General features: G+C 28.8%; 16 protein-coding genes. 7 read left to right on the forward strand and 9 right to left on the reverse strand.

The genetic code is table 11. From position 1 onward, the window contains the following. The first annotated feature begins 86 nt into the window (after window positions 1–86). The 4 genes from ACH2BO_RS03110 (at window position 87) to ACH2BO_RS03125 (ending at window position 2,721) form a co-directional block, all read left to right on the forward strand. Window positions 87–1,175 carry a GyrI-like domain-containing protein gene (locus ACH2BO_RS03110; RefSeq protein WP_395043297.1) on the forward strand — a complete coding sequence of 363 codons (1,089 nt, stop codon included), beginning with the start codon at window positions 87–89 and terminating at the stop codon, window positions 1,173–1,175. An 87-nt stretch (window positions 1,176–1,262) separates the two neighbouring features. Continuing rightward, window positions 1,263–1,805: an RNA polymerase sigma factor gene (locus ACH2BO_RS03115; protein ID WP_395043298.1), complete on the forward strand. Its 543-nt coding sequence runs from the start codon at window positions 1,263–1,265 to the stop codon at window positions 1,803–1,805. A 30-nt stretch (window positions 1,806–1,835) separates the two neighbouring features. After that, window positions 1,836–2,246: a hypothetical protein gene (locus tag ACH2BO_RS03120; RefSeq protein WP_395043299.1), complete on the forward strand. Its 411-nt coding sequence runs from the start codon at window positions 1,836–1,838 to the stop codon at window positions 2,244–2,246. Window positions 2,247–2,256: 10 nt separating this feature from the next. Beyond that, window positions 2,257–2,721, forward strand: coding sequence for a sensor of ECF-type sigma factor (locus ACH2BO_RS03125; RefSeq protein ID WP_395043300.1), 465 nt, complete (start codon window positions 2,257–2,259; stop codon window positions 2,719–2,721). 80 nt (window positions 2,722–2,801) lie between these two features. On the opposite strand, the gene ACH2BO_RS03130 is transcribed toward ACH2BO_RS03125, so the two are convergent. Then, on the reverse strand, window positions 2,802–3,857 hold the full coding sequence (locus ACH2BO_RS03130) for an oxidoreductase (protein WP_395043301.1): 1,056 nt from the start codon (window positions 3,855–3,857) through the stop codon (window positions 2,802–2,804). 126 nt (window positions 3,858–3,983) lie between these two features. Between ACH2BO_RS03130 and ACH2BO_RS03135 the strand changes: the two genes are divergently transcribed. Beyond that, complete coding sequence (locus tag ACH2BO_RS03135) at window positions 3,984–5,162, forward strand: hypothetical protein (RefSeq protein ID WP_395043302.1); 1,179 nt, start codon at window positions 3,984–3,986, stop codon at window positions 5,160–5,162. A 110-nt stretch (window positions 5,163–5,272) separates the two neighbouring features. On the opposite strand, the gene ACH2BO_RS03140 is transcribed toward ACH2BO_RS03135, so the two are convergent. Genes ACH2BO_RS03140 through aroC form a run of 3 tightly spaced genes read right to left on the reverse strand, consistent with a single transcriptional unit; the run spans window position 5,273 to window position 9,158 of the window. Further along, window positions 5,273–6,787: a T9SS type A sorting domain-containing protein gene (locus tag ACH2BO_RS03140; protein WP_395043303.1), complete on the reverse strand. Its 1,515-nt coding sequence runs from the start codon at window positions 6,785–6,787 to the stop codon at window positions 5,273–5,275. A gap of 51 nt (window positions 6,788–6,838) precedes the next feature. Then, window positions 6,839–8,092 (reverse strand): dicarboxylate/amino acid:cation symporter, encoded by a 1,254-nt coding sequence (locus tag ACH2BO_RS03145; protein WP_395043304.1) that lies wholly within the window; start codon window positions 8,090–8,092, stop codon window positions 6,839–6,841. Between the two features lies 1 nt (window position 8,093). Then, the gene (gene aroC, locus ACH2BO_RS03150) at window positions 8,094–9,158 is read right to left on the reverse strand and encodes a chorismate synthase (RefSeq protein WP_395043305.1); all 1,065 of its coding nucleotides are present in this window, start codon (window positions 9,156–9,158) and stop codon (window positions 8,094–8,096) included. A gap of 166 nt (window positions 9,159–9,324) precedes the next feature. On the opposite strand from aroC, the gene ACH2BO_RS03155 reads away from it, so the two are divergent. Beyond that, entirely contained in the window at window positions 9,325–10,122 is a 798-nt protein-coding gene (locus ACH2BO_RS03155) for a hypothetical protein (protein ID WP_395043306.1), read from the forward strand. A 127-nt stretch (window positions 10,123–10,249) separates the two neighbouring features. After that, the gene (locus ACH2BO_RS03160) at window positions 10,250–10,753 is read left to right on the forward strand and encodes a hypothetical protein (protein ID WP_395043307.1); all 504 of its coding nucleotides are present in this window, start codon (window positions 10,250–10,252) and stop codon (window positions 10,751–10,753) included. A 45-nt stretch (window positions 10,754–10,798) separates the two neighbouring features. Here the strand turns inward: ACH2BO_RS03160 and ACH2BO_RS03165 are convergent, their stop codons facing one another. From ACH2BO_RS03165 to ACH2BO_RS03185, 5 genes are all read right to left on the reverse strand, one after another. After that, the gene (locus ACH2BO_RS03165) at window positions 10,799–11,224 is read right to left on the reverse strand and encodes a protease complex subunit PrcB family protein (RefSeq protein ID WP_395043308.1); all 426 of its coding nucleotides are present in this window, start codon (window positions 11,222–11,224) and stop codon (window positions 10,799–10,801) included. Next, on the reverse strand, window positions 11,221–12,354 hold the full coding sequence (gene bshA, locus ACH2BO_RS03170; RefSeq protein ID WP_395043309.1) for an N-acetyl-alpha-D-glucosaminyl L-malate synthase BshA: 1,134 nt from the start codon (window positions 12,352–12,354) through the stop codon (window positions 11,221–11,223). The genes ACH2BO_RS03165 and bshA overlap by 4 nt, the downstream gene beginning before the upstream one ends. A gap of 53 nt (window positions 12,355–12,407) precedes the next feature. Beyond that, complete coding sequence (locus ACH2BO_RS03175) at window positions 12,408–12,935, reverse strand: hypothetical protein (protein ID WP_395043310.1); 528 nt, start codon at window positions 12,933–12,935, stop codon at window positions 12,408–12,410. Window positions 12,936–13,011: 76 nt separating this feature from the next. Beyond that, window positions 13,012–13,368, reverse strand: coding sequence for a cation transporter (locus tag ACH2BO_RS03180; protein ID WP_395043313.1), 357 nt, complete (start codon window positions 13,366–13,368; stop codon window positions 13,012–13,014). Further along, the coding region (locus ACH2BO_RS03185) for a serine hydrolase (protein WP_395043311.1) at window positions 13,369–15,662 on the reverse strand (2,294 nt) is incomplete at its 5' end. It abuts the gene before it with no gap.

A 15,662-nucleotide genomic window follows, 5' to 3' on the forward strand; every position in this document is an offset into this window, starting at 1 on the left:
TTTTGTAAAAAAAATTCTACAGTAATTATCCGTTAAATGGTAACATTATTTTGCTATTTTTACATCACAATCATTCTTAAATTGTAATGAGAATTCTTAAGTATCTTTTGCTATTAATTCTTCTCCTATTTATAGGACTTTCTGTATTTGTATCTACTCAAAAAGCAAATTTTGAAATCACAAGAAGTAAATTAATTAAAACTCCAAAAGCTACAATATTCAATTATGTTAATGATTATAGAAACTGGGAAACTTTTGGTTCATGGATAATTGAAGATAACAATATTCAATTTATTTATCCTGGATTAACTTCTGGAAAAGGTGCTTATTGTTCATGGAAAGGAAATGATAGTGATGGAAATTTAAAAACACTTTTTGTAAAAGAAAACGATAGTATTTCTCAAAAAATGTTTATTAATGGTGAAGATTCTGAAATTTCGTGGAAATTTAAAGATTCTATTGGAGGAACAAAAGTAACCATTAGAAGTAAAGGAAAACTAGATTTTAAATCTAAAATTTTAGCTATTTTTAATGGTGGAATTAATAACACTGTTTCAGATACATATGAAAAAAGTTTAGAATACTTAAACAAAACTTTAGATTATGAAATAAATACTCATTCGATAAAAGTAAACGGAGTTGTAAATCGTTTAGGTGGTTTTTATTTAAAGCAATCTGTAGTTTGTAGAGAAAAAAGTGTTTCTAAAAATCTAAAAATAATGATTCCAAAACTAAAAAAATTCTTTGAAAAGAATAATATAGTTATGAACGGAAAACCATTTATTATATATGATAAGTATGATAAAACAAATGATTTAATTGCATTATCTGTTTGTATTCCTGTAAAAGACTCGTTGCATTTTACTTCTGGAAGCGATATTGAATGGGTAAATATGAAACCTTATACAGCTGTAAAAACAACTTTAACTGGCGATTATTTACATACTCAAAAAGCATGGGTTTTATCAAACACTTATATTGAAAAAAATAATCTAGTTAAAAATAATTCACAACAAATTATTGAAGTTTACATTAAAGGAATTGAAGAAATAAAACAACCTTCTAAATGGATAACTGAAATTTATGTTCCTGTTTTTCCTAAAATTGTTCCCAAAAAACCAGTTTATAAAACTACTTCTGATTCTACAAATGTAGCTTCTCCTTCAATTCCATAAATTAGAAAGAAGTGAAAAAACTTTAACCAAAAAAAGATTAAATTAAACCTTTTCCTGTATCTTTATTCCAATAGATAAATTGTCACTTTGCAAGAAGAAAAGGATTTCATCAATGAGTTATTGAACCCTAAAACGCAAAATGTTGCGTTTCAAAAACTTATGCATGATTATCAACGTCCTTTATATAATCATATTAGAAATATAGTTTTAAATCATGATGATACAGATGATGTATTGCAAAATACATTTATTAAAGTTTTTCAGTATTTAAATGGCTTTAAAGGAGATAGCAAACTATTTTCTTGGATGTATAGAATTGCAACCAACGAAGCTATAACTTTTATTAACAGCAAAGCAAAACGAAATGGTACAACTAGCGAGGCAATGCAAAGCAAAATTGTAGAAAATTTAAAAGCTGATGAGTATTTTGATGGAAATGAAGTTCAACTAAAACTTCAAAAAGCAATAAATTTACTTCCTGAAAAGCAACAATTGGTTTTTAAAATGAAATATTTTGAAGATTTAAAATATGAAGAAATATCTGAAATTTTGGGTACAACAGTTGGCGGATTAAAAGCATCTTATCATCATGCAGTAAAAAAAATTGAAGATTATATGAATACAAATTAAACCTTTTAGAATAAATTTTGTCTTATGAATATGAAGAATTTTAAATTAGATAACGAACCAAAAATAAAAACTGGATTTAAAATTCCAGAGCATTACTTTGATAGTTTTTCTGATAAAATAACTTCAGAATTAAATAAAGAAGAACCTAAAGAAATTTCGCTTTGGGACAGAAATAAAAGGTGGTTTTATAAAATTGCTGCAATTTTAGTTTTGTCATTATCAATACCAATTGCAAATCAATTTAGAGATGTTAAAACAAATGAAAATACCGAAATTGAAAATTATTTGGCTTACAATTCTACACTTTTAGATGATGATATTATAGAATTATTAGAAAAAGAAGATATTGCCAAAATAGAAGTTGAAACAACAATTGATGATAAAACAATAGAAGAAGCACTTTTTAATAATGCTGAAATAGAAAATTATATTACAAATTAAGATATAGATTATGAAAAATTATAAACTAATAACATTGCTAATACTTTTTATTTCTTTTGCAACTTATGCACAACCAGGAAGATTTAAAGAACGTATTCAAGAGAAAAAAGAACAAATAAAATCGCTAAAAGTAGCTTATATTACTACCGAATTAAGTTTAACTCCAGACGAAGCTGCCAAATTTTGGCCTTTGTTTAATGCTTTTGAAGACAAACAAATGGAATTAAGAAAAGATAAAATAAAAAGTTACAAAGATAGAATTGATAATAATGAAAATTTGAGTGAAAAAGAAGCAACAACAATCTTATACCAAATGGAATCTACAGAAGAGGAATTACATCTTTTAAGAAAAAAATTTGTTACAAGTTTAAAAACAGTTTTACCGACAGTAAAAATTTTAAAACTTAAAAAAGCCGAAGAGGAATTTAGCAAAAAATTATTACAACAATACCGCGATAAAAAGATTGGAAGATAATTCAGAGTATACAATTAAATGTTAAAAATTATAAAGCGATTCTCAATGAAAATCGCTTTTTTTATTAATATTGTCACTTATTAATGAACACTAAATACTAATTTCACAATCTTATCTTTTCCTGCTGCAATTGCTGTGGTTTCATTAACAAATCTTATTGTATATAAAGTAGCATCTGAACTAAATTGCACCCAAGTTGTTCCTCTATCTTTAGAATAAAAAAGTCCGCTTGCTCCTACCGAAACTAATTGATTACCATTACTATTTGGAACAAACTGAACACAAGAAGCATATCCAAAACCTGAGTTTTCACCAACTAATTTCCATGTTTTTCCACCATTAATAGTTAAAGCTTTATTTTGAAAATTTTGATTTGGTTTTTCATAATTTCCACCAGCAATAAAACCAATTTTATCATTGTAGAAATCGGCAGTAAATATTCCGGTCATTGATTCTCCTTGAACTATAGGTGTTTTATAAACTTTCCAAGATATTCCTTTATCTGGAGAAAAGAAAACTCTCGATTTTTTACCGCCTGAAACCAACCAAGTATTGTTTCCTTTAATAATTATGTTAGTGTTACTTGCAGCAAATGCTGCTTCACCGTCAAAAACTTTTGGCAAATTTTTACATTCCAGTTTATTCCAAGTTTCTCCACCATCACGAGTAATTATTATACAAAGGCAATTTTCTATTGGATCACCAAAAGCAATTCCTTCTTGATCGTTCCAAAATTGCATGCTATCATAAAATACTTTTTCATGTTTTTCTTCATAAACAAGTTTTTTTTCTTTTAAATCTTTAGAAAATTTATATAACAAAGCAGGATTTCCTATATTTAAAATAAAAATCGAATTCGTAGTTTGTGCAATACTCCTAAACTCCATTTTTAGAGTGTCTTTTTTTAATGCACGTTCCATTTTAGCAGCATTTATCAAGCTTAAAAAACCAACTCTATTTTTATCAGCAGCATACCAAACTTTGTCTGACGAAACAGTGATTGGTCTGACACTAATTTTATCTTTCAAAATAGTATCAATTTTTACTGATGTAAAGAATTTTTCTTTACTTATATGAGATGGTTTACATCCAATCATAAAAACGCAAACTAATACTACTAAAACTAACTTATTCATAATAAAAATTTAATTATGTTGCTAAAATACAACTTATAATTGTTAATGAATTGTAAATGATGATTAATGGCACAGAAATTGGATTATGAATGAAAATGCTATTATTAACAATTAAAATACATTATAATGAAAACTAAAATAATATTTTCGGCACTTATGAGCTTTGTTTTTATTGGTTCATATGCTCAAGACAGAACTACTGTAAACGCTACAAGTTCAGAAATTAGTGATAACTTAGATTTGAGAGCTGTTGCATCAATTTTTGGAGATTCTAGAGATTTAGAAGATTTTGAAAACAGATTGAATGATCCAAAAAATCAAATTTCTAACCTAGATTTGAATAATGACAATAAAGTAGATTATTTAAGAGTAATTGAAACTGTAGAAGGAAGAACGCACTTAATTGTAGTACAATCTGTTTTAGGAAGAGATACATTTCAAGATGTTGCAACAGTAGAAGTCGAAAAAGACAGTAACAATAGAATTCAAGTTCAAGTTGTTGGTGATGTCTATATGTATGGAAGTAATTATATATATGAACCAGTTTATGTAAGTACACCAATAATATATAATTATTTCTGGACACCATATTATAGACCCTATTGTTCTTCATGGTATTGGGATTATTATCCATCATACTATTATGCTTGGAATCCGTTTCCAATTTTTAGATACAGAAGCCACATTGGTTTGTTTATAAACTTTAGTCACAATTATAACTATGTTAACTATAGAAGATGTGATGTAGCATATAATAATTATTATAGCAGAAGAGGAAATGGTTATGAAAGACAACACCCAAATTATTCATTTGAAAGAAGAAATTCTGGCTATGCAAATAGATATGAATTAGATAGAACTAGAAACATAAGAACAGTTGGAAGTACTAGAAATGATGTTGCCTATAATGATTCTCCGAGAAATTCAAATGGAAGTAATCCACGTTCAAGTTCATCACCAAGAAATAATGATTATAATAATTCTCCGAGAAGTACATCTAATAGTAATCCTCGTTCTGTAGCAACACCAAGAAATAATGATTATAATAATTCTCCGAGAAGTACATCTAATAGTAATCCTCGTTCTGTAGCAACGCCAAGAAATAATGATTATAATGATTCTCCAAGAAGTACATCTGGTAGTAATCCACGTTCTGTAGCAACTCCAAGAAATAATGATTCTAATAATAGTCCTAGAAATTCTGGAGGTTCAACTCGCTCTTCACAATCAGGTCAATCCAGACAATCTGATTCTCAAAGAGGTGGAAATTCTGAAGGAAGAAATGGAAACTCTGGTAGAAGATAATAGTAAATAAATATTCATAAAAAAGTCCAGAAATTTCTGGACTTTTTTTTTTAAAAAGAAAGTTTTATAGTTTTTTTAATTTTTCTATAAACTATTTTTATTTAAATAAATTATTCAACAATTAGCTTTTTACTAACTGATCCTAAATCAGAAGTTATGTTTAGCATATACAATCCTTTAGCTAAATCAGAAACATTAATTTGAGCATCACTAACATTAGAATATTTAATGTTTTTAATTATTCTACCATTCAAATCTAAAACTTCAATGTTGTAAATAAAAGCATCATTAGAAGTTGAAACTGTAACTATGTTTTTAGCAGGGTTTGGATAAACATTAAACTTGTTTGAAATAAAATCATCAGTACTTAATATAGACGTAAAACCAAGAGTATCCATAAACATAAAAGTTTGTGTCGCTCCAATTGCAGAATTATTATTTAATCCAAAATGATAAACACCTGCTGATGGTGCAGTCCAAGTTGCCGTTTGTGTAGTATATGCTGTGTTATCAGTTAAAGTTAATGATTGTATAATAGTTGATTGACTAGCAGTAGTTTGTGCAGTTCCAACAGTTAAATTTAAACTCATTGGTGATGGTGCAGCAGCAGAATATAATCTTGTTTTAAAGGTTATTGTAACTTGTTCATTAGCAGCCAAACTGATTGCTCTAGAATAACCCCATCTATTAGATATTGCTGTTATACTATTTGAAGTATACATTGAAGTACCATCACCACCATCAGCATAACTTGGTGGAGTTGTTGTTGCAGAACTTACAAATCTTGTAAAGCCAATAAAACCATCTGTAAAATTTAAAGTCGCATCTTCAAATGTTGTGCTGTAAGGTAATGTTTTAGCTAAATAACTATAATATGGACCTTGCCAAGCACTTTGAGAAGCACCACAATTTGCTCTAACAAAATAACGAAAATTTGAAGAAACTGGCAATCCAGTTAAAGGACCTTGTGTATAAGTTAAAGCGCCTGAAGGTACAGATACTATTGTTCCAGCACCAGCAGCAGTAGCAAACGTATTGCTCCAATCAATATCATAATTTGCAGGAGCACTAACAGATTGATTCCAATATAAATTTGCTGAGGATGTAGTATAGGTATCAGGCAAATAAAAATCTGCCGAACCAACTCTTACACATGGTGCAGCAACAAAATTGAAAGTAAATTGCAAAGGCATAGTTGCCGCTGCAGTTCCTACGTTCCAATAATTATCCCATTGAATGTAATAAGTCGTTCCTGATGCGACTGGAAATGTTTTTTCAGATAAAAAATTTGTAGCCGAAATATCATCGTTAGAATCATGACAAGTTAAAGTTGTACAAGTAGCACCTTTTAAAATTGATAATCTAGTGTCATTGGTATATGTTATACCATCGTTTGCAGGCAAGTTTGATGAAACAGTAACTTCACCGTTAGCAGTAGCTGTATATTTATACCAAACTGCTTTAATATTAGTTTTAGTTGCTAAACAAATTGTTTGATAAGTACCAGTAATTGCTGGTGTAGTTATAGTTCCGTTTGCTGTAATATTAACAGCAGCAGCACAAGTTGCTTGTGCATTAATTAAAGTTGGAAGTGAAAGTAATAAAGAAAGTAATAGTTTTTTCATAAATATTGATTTTTAGTTTTGGTTACAAATTTACATTTTTTTATTTAAAATTTAATCCTTTTCCCATTTTCCTACAACAGAAGTTGCCAGTGCGTTTCCTAAAACATTGGTAGCACTACGAAACATATCACAAAAGTGATCAATTGGTAAGATTAATGCAATTCCTTCTATTGGAATTTTAAACATGCCACAAGTTGCTGCTACTACAACCAAACTTGCTCTAGGAACTCCAGCTATGCCTTTACTAGTTAGCATTAATACTAATAACATTGTCATTTGTGTTGGAGTATCTAATTGTACTCCGTATGCTTGTGCAATAAAAATACTTGCAAAAGTCATGTACATCATGCTTCCATCAAGATTGAAAGAATATCCTAACGGCAACATAAACGATACAATTTTATCTTTTACACCAAATCGTTCTAATTCTTCCGTAAGTTTAGGAAAAACTGCTTCGCTACTTGTTGTTCCAAATGCAATTATTAATGGGCTCACAATTCGTTTTAATAAAGTTGTCATATGATTTTTTAAGAAAATATAACCAACTATTAGTAAAACAATCCACAAAGTAGAAATTCCTACCAAAAAGGAACCGAAAAATTTGGCATAAGTAAGTAATAATTCGTTTAAATCTCTAATTGCAAAAACTCCTGCAATGGCACCAAAAACTCCTATTGGAGCAAATTTCATTACATAATTTACCATTTTAAGTATAATATGAGAAATAATATCGAATACTTTTACAACAGGTTTGGCATGATCACCCATTGATGCAGCAGCTAATCCAAAGAATATAGAGAAAATTACAATTTGCAAAATTTCATTAGTTGCTAATGCTTCAAAAACACTTTTAGGAATTATGTGTTCAACAAAGTTTTGAGCCGAAAAACTTTTTGTTTTATCAGTAACTTCTACTGCGGTTGAAACATCTACATCAGATAAATTTAAACCAACTCCTGGTTGCAAAATATTAACCCAAAATAAACCAATTAACAAAGAAACAAATGAAGCAGTAAAAAACCAACCCATTGCTTTTCCTCCTATTCGACCTACAGCTTTTATATCACCAAGTTTTGCAATTCCTACAACTAATGTGGTTATAACTAATGGTGCAATAATCATTTGAACCAATCTAATAAAAACTGTTGCTAACATTTTTATATAACCGCTAAACTCTTTGGCACTTTCTATAGAATAATTATTATGAACATAGATTCCTAGAACTGCTCCTAGTACCATTGCAATTAATATTTGAACTGTTAAATTGCTAAAAGGAGATTTTTTTTGTTGTATTTCTGTTGACATTTTATTGCTGGTAAGATTTGTTTATTAAATAAAAATCGGCTAAAACTATTGCTGCCATTGCCTCTACAATTGGAACTGCTCTTGGCACAACACAAGGATCGTGCCTTCCTTTTCCTTGTTGTTCAATAATTTCATTTGTATTTGTAAGTACTTCTTGTTTTTGAATTAAAGTGGCAACTGGTTTAAAAGCAACTCTAAAGTAAATATCCATACCATTTGAAATTCCGCCTTGAATTCCGCCAGAAAGATTAGTTTTGGTAGTTCCATCTTCGTTATATAAATCGTTGTGTTCGCTTCCTTTCATTCGTGCTCCACAAAATCCGCTTCCAAATTCAAATCCTTTTACAGCGTTAATTGATAACATAGCTTTACCAAGTTCGGCATGCAATTTATCAAAAACTGGTTCGCCCAATCCGATTGGTACATTTTGTAATACACAAGTTATTGTTCCGCCAACAGTATCACCTTCTTTTTTAATTTCTTTAATATATTCTTCCATTTTTTGGGCTGTAGCTATATCTGGACAACGAACAGCATTAGATTCTATAAGGTTAAAATCTAAATCTTGATACGGTTTATCTATAAAAATTTCGCCAACTGATGATACAAATGCATTAATTTTAATATCATTTAAAACCTGTTTAGCAATTGCTCCAGCAACAACTCTACAAGCGGTTTCTCTGGCAGTACTTCTTCCACCACCACGATAATCACGAATTCCATATTTCTTTTGGTAAACATAATCGGCATGACTTGGACGATAAGAATCCTTTATATGAGAATAGTCATCTGACTTTTGATTGTTGTTTGGAATTATAAATCCGATAGGAGTTCCTGTTGTTTTTCCTTCAAAAATTCCAGATAAAAATTGTACTTCATCTTCTTCTTTTCGTTGGGTAACAATACTAGATTGACCAGGTTTGCGACGTTGCATTTCTAATTGAATTGCTTCAAAATCTAATTTTAATCCTGCTGGGCAACCATCAATGATTCCACCAAGTGCTTCACCATGAGATTCTCCAAAGGTTGTTAATTTATATAGTGTTCCGTAGCTATTTCCAGCCATTTTAATTTGTTTTGAACAAATATAGTAGTTTAGATTAAAAGTTTATTAATCCTATTCTATTTAATTCAAATAATTTATAAAAATCAAGGAAGTTTAATTCTAAAAAAAAATGTTTTTGAAATTATTAGTTTTTTTTTACTTAATTTGTAAAAAATAAATTTAAAAAATGAAAACAAACTTTATTAAATTACTGGTTCTAATTACTTTAATTAGCTTTTCTTCATGTTCATCTGACAGCAATTCAAATACCTTTGGTGAAGCAACAACTTATCTTCCTTTGAGTTCAACCAACAATTGGACTTATGATGTAGTAACTCAAGATGTCACAAGTAGAGATTCATTATATGTTGGTAATGACACTTTAATTAGTGCAATAACTTATAAAAAAATGAAAACTTTAAATCTTCCTAACGGATTCTTTTCTAGTTCTTTAAGAAATAATGGTTTAAGAGTTGATGGAACTTCAATAAAAATGACTGGAGCAGCAACATTCGATTTTGGATTGGGTACTCCAATTAGCATTTCATTATCAGATTTTATTCTTTTAAAACAAAACGGAACTGTAAATGAGCAATTGAGTTTAGTTAGTGGTACATTTTCTCAAACTGTTTCTGGCTATCCGTTAGATTTTACTTATACTTTAAAATCTGTAAGTGATTTAGATTTAACAACTTATACTTCTCCTAATGGTGATGCTTATACAGATGTAAAAAAGAGTAAAATTATATTAAATTTAAAAATTACAACAACACAAACTGTTGGTGGTTTTCCTATAACAATAAATATTTTGGCTCCGCAAGACGTTGTTACATCATCTCAATATTATTCTAAAGATATTGGTATGGTTTATACTAATACTAATATTACTTATACATTACAAGATATTCCTGGTGTAACCTTACCAATACCTCAAAGTGGTAATCAAACTCAAGAAGAGTTTTTGGACACTTATCTAGCAAATTAATAGTAAATTATAATAATTTTAGTTTTTTCTAGTTTAAATAATTATATAACATATTGTTAAAATTCTATAACTTGTGATATGTTAAAAATTTGGTTATTTGCATAACTAATTTATATACAAAACAATTATGAAAAAACTTATTTTATCTGCTTTTATGTTAATAGGATTAGCATTTAGCACACAAGCACAAGACATTTCGAAAAACGCTTTAGGATTACGTTTAGGAGATAATGATGGTTTTGGTGGTGAAATTTCTTACCAACGTAGGTTGAGTGGTAACAATAGATTGGAACTTGATTTAGGATTCCGAAACAGTAGAAATGTTGATGCTTTTAAACTTACTGGTGTTTACCAATGGGTTTGGAATATTGATGGTGGTTTCAATTGGTATGCAGGTATTGGTGGTGGTTTAGGAAGTTGGAGTTATGATTACAATAATGGAAACCAAAACTTTAGAGACAATGGAACATTTGTGTTTGTTGCTGGAGATTTAGGAATTGAGTACAATTTTAAAGAAGTGCCAATTCAATTAGCATTAGACATAAGACCTGAGCTTTATTTTAATTCTGATAATTATCGTGAAGATAATTTTGGTCCAGATTTAGCTTTGGCAATTAGATATAGATTCTAAAATTTTAAATTTTAAAAAAGCTTTCAAATATTTTTGGAAGCTTTTTTATTTTATTTCAATTGGTTTCTTAGAATTTATTTTTAGAACACAATACGGATTTGTAATTTCTTGAGTTACAATTTGAGATTCTTCAGGTTTTTTTTCTTTAATAGTAACTACTATTTTATCTAACAATTCTTCAACATTTACAATTTCTATTTTATAACCACCAGTGTTTTTTTCTCCAAGGTTCACTAAAATAAAATTAGATGAATTAATATCATTTGGTTTAACAAATTTCTTAATTTCATCATCACCAAGCAATATTGCAAACTCTTTTTGTTCTGTAATTATTTCAAAAAACTGAAAAGATGCTCCACCAAAATCACTAGATACTAATACTTTATAAAGCAATTTAGAATCATCTTTTGATTTTGTGGTTGAACACGAAAAAAAGAAAGCTATAAATAAAACCGAAATTATTTTTTTCATAATGAATTTTGAAGTGCCTTTTTATACAAATCTTCATATAATGGCAATATGTTTTTTATATCAAACTGTTTTGCAACTTCTAGTGCATTAACTTTAAACGCAGCAAGAGTTTCATTATTGCTCAAAATTTTCAAAGCATTTTCTGCCATTTCATTTATATCTCCAACATTGCTTAAAAAACCAGATTGTCCAGGAAAATTTACTTCAGGCAAACCACCAGAGTTACTAGAAATTACAGGTACACTCCATGCCATTGCCTCAAGTGCAGCTAAACCAAAACTTTCTGTTTCTGATGGTAATAAAAACAAGTCTGAATAGGATAATATTTTATCAATTTCATTACTGTTTCCAAAGAAAATTACTTTGTTTTGAATTTCTAAATCATAACACAATTGTTCAGCTTGTGCTTTTTCTGGTCCATCACCAACCATCATTAGTTTGGCTGGTATTTTTTGCTGAATTTTATTAAAAATTTGAATAACATCTGGAATGCGCTTTACTTTTCTAAAATTACTAATGTGAGTAATTATTCTTTCATCAGTTTTTGCCATTACAGATCGATGGCAGGAAATTGAGGTTTCATTTCTAAGTTTATTTAATTCAATAAAATTTGGAATTACATGAATGTCTTTTTTAATATTAAATAATTTATGTGTATCGTCTTTTAATGATTGAGAAACCGAAGTTACTACATCAGATTTATTAATACTAAAACAAACTGCAGTTTTATAAAAAGGATGGTTTCCTACCAAAGTAATATCTGTACCGTGAAGTGTTGTTACCATTGGTAAAATTATTCCTTCATCCTTCAACATTTGTTTTGCCATGTAACCTGCATAGGCATGCGGAATAGCATAATGAACGTGCAAAAGTTCAATTTTATATAATTTAACCATATCGACCAACTTACTTGATAAAGCTAATTCATAGGGTTGATAATGAAACAAAGGATATTCTGGCACGTTTACTTCGTGATAATGCACATTAGAATTTAATAATGCTAAACGAACTGGTTGTCTGTAGGTAATAAAATGAATTTCGTGTCCGCGATTAGCAAGTTCAATTCCTAATTCAGTTGCTACAACTCCGCTTCCACCAAAGGTTGGATAACAAACTATTGCTATTTTCATGGTTTTTAAATAATACTGCTAATGTAAGAAAAAATAATTTTAAATTTTCTTTTTTAATAAAATGTACCTTGACAAAAACCTGTAACTGGAGTTTCAACAGCACTTCCAAATGGTGCAATTTTAGCATTAATAAATTCTACTCTAAATTTATTTAATCCTAAATCGGTAACATAAATTGATCCAGATGAAAAGATGTATTGGCTAGAATCGTTTTGGTATTGACCAGTTGCAATTGCATTTACAGGAAGATTTGAATTAGAAATTTCATAAGTTCCATCAATTATTGTTTGTCCAATTGGATAAGTAATTTTCAACTCCATTGTAGCATTAAAATCATTAGTACTTGCAGCATTTTTTCTTAAATAGAAAGTTCTTTTATTTGCTTGACCACCATTAATTCCTGTTTCCAATAATGTATAAAGACTTGATGAAGAAATTGATGGATTAAAATTTACAAAATTTATGTTTATGTTTGAAGAAAATGTATTTGTTGGATTTGTATCTTCTTTTTTGTCGCTTGAGCAGTTAATGAATAGAATTGAAACTAAAAATAAACTAATTACTTTTTGGATGTTTTTCATGTTTAAATTGTTTAATTATTTTTATAATAAACGAAGTTAATGAAAATTAATGCTATTAAATATATATAATTAATTATTAATCTAATTTTTTACAACATTCATCCAAAGAGGCAATTCCTTCTAGAGTTGCTTTTACTTCATCAGCATCATAACCCAATTTAGAAATACCTTCTTTAATCGCTTGAAGATTTGTCTTTTTAGCATTGTAATAAACAGTAAACGTCATTGCATTATCATCCAGCTCATACATTTTAACGCCTTTTATTTTTAGCATTTCTGTTTTAAATTTTAATCCGCAAGTTTCACATTCATTGCAATGGTCGCAGTTTAAAGTCGTTTTAATAACTGCTTTTTGATTGGTTTTAAGTTTTTGAGAAAATGTATTATTTGATAAAAATAATACTAGTAAAAAATTAAAAATAGTTTTCTTAATTTATTTATCTAAAACTGCATCTTGAATAATTTTTTGAATGTCTTCGCGAATGTTTTCTTTTGAAAGTCTGTTTGGAGCATTCGAATCTGGAAAGGTTCTATTGGATAAAAATACATAAATAATTTCGGTTTCTGGATCTGCCCAAGCCATTGTTCCTGTAAATCCTGTATGACCAAAGCTTTCTTTAGAAACGCAACCGCAAGTTGGACCTTCTTTTCCCAATTGTGGTTTGTCGAATCCTAATCCGCGACGATTTCCTTCAATACAAAAATTGCAAGTATTAAAAACATCAAAAGTTTCTGGTGAAAAATATTGATTATTTCCATAATTTCCTTTATTTAAAAACAATTGCATCATTTTAGCAATATCCATAGAGTTTGAAAAAATACCTGCATGACCTGCAATTCCGCCTTCCATTGCGGCTTCCATGTCGTGAACATATCCTTGAATTGTTGTATGACGAAAATAGGTATCAATTTCTGTTGGAGGAATTACAGACATATCAAATTTTCGCAATGGATTATACATTGTATTATTCATTCCTAACGGCTTGAAAAACAACTCTGTACTTAAATAATCTATCGATTTACTAGTTGTTTTTTCTAAAAAATCTTTTAAAATAATAAAAGCAAAATCACTGTATTTATATTCTTTTTTATCTAATAATTTGCTTGATGCAATTTTTGCCATTATAGAATCTTGATAATCATTTCTAATATATAAATTTTCTGCAACTTGTTTTGTAAAATCCTTTTGATAACTCAAACTATAATATTTATCCAAAGGACATTTATCGGCATCTATTGTTGCTTTATAAAATGGTTCCCAAGCTTGTAATCGTGCATTGTGTGATAATAATTCTTTAAAAACTATCGAATCTTTATTGGTGTTTTTAAAAACTGGTAACATCTCTCCTAACCTACTATTTAAACTTACTTTTTTATCTTCATAAACTTTCATAACGTTTGGCAAAGTAGAAACCATTTTGGTTACAGAAGCAACATCATATAAATCAGAATTTTGAACTTTGGTTTTTTTATCATAGGTATGATATCCAAAAGCTTTTTGGTATATAACTTTACCTTTTCTTGCTACAAGAATTTGCATTCCTGGAGCCATTTTACCATCAATTGCTTTATTGGCATATTTTTCTATTTCGGCTAGTTTTTTAGAATCCATTCCAACGCTTTCTGGAGTTGAAAAACCTAATCTGTTTATTTTTTTTGTAAACAAACCATCATTTACAAGAAAAGAATTATTTATAGAAACTGGTAATTTTCCTTTAGCATCGACAGCACCAAAAATAATTTCGGCTGAAACTTCTTGTGCAATATCTCCATTTTGATAAGAAACAACGACTGATTCAAAATTTTCAAAATTTGGAATTTGTAAAAGACAATATGGTTTTGCAAAAACATCTAATATAACATTATTATTAGCTGAAACTTTTTCAATAAGTTGCAGTTCTACATCGGTAAATTCATGTTTTTTCCACCAAGATTTGTCTGATTTATGAAACCCAATTATTACTGTGTTAAATTGCTTTAAATCAACAAGTAAACTATCTATATTCGCATTAGAAACTTCGGTTATTTCTGTGTACTTTTTTAGTGTACTTAAAAATTTAACTCCAGTGTCATCACCCAATTTTATATAAGCTACTTTAGCTTTTGATAAATCATTAATTGGTAAGATTTCATCTTTGTTTTTTACGACTGTAATTGCATTTTCATACAATTTATATTGCAACTCTGAATTGTATTGTGGGTTTATATCTGCAATTAAATTGGTTTCATCTATTGGTTTATATTTGTTAAGACCTGCTTTAAATTTATAATGCAAAATCTTTTTTACAGATTGTGCCAAACGTTCATCAGAAATTAATGTATCATTATATGCTTGAGTAATTTTTTCTACTGCCAATGGCACGTTTTCTGCAAAAAGCAATATATCATTTCCAGCAAGAAATGCTTGTAAATCAATATCACCTGGTTTTTTAAAATTACTTGCGCCTTTCATATTCAAGGCATCGGTAAAAATCAATCCTTCAAATTTTAGTTCTTTTTGCAATAAATCTGTAACCACATTATAAGAAAGTGATGTTGGATAATTTTCTCTTGGTTCAAGACTTGGAACATTTAGATGTGCAACCATTACAGATTCTAATCCTTCGCTAAACATTTTTTTGTAAGGATACAATTCTACATCTTCTATTCGTTCTCGAGAAAAATTTACTATTGGCAATGTTTGATGAGAATCAGTTGATGTATCACCATGTCCAGGAAAATGTTTGC

This window comes from Flavobacterium sp. (assembly GCF_043773265.1).
In the GTDB taxonomy this organism is placed as follows: Bacteria; Bacteroidota; Bacteroidia; order Flavobacteriales; family Flavobacteriaceae; genus Flavobacterium.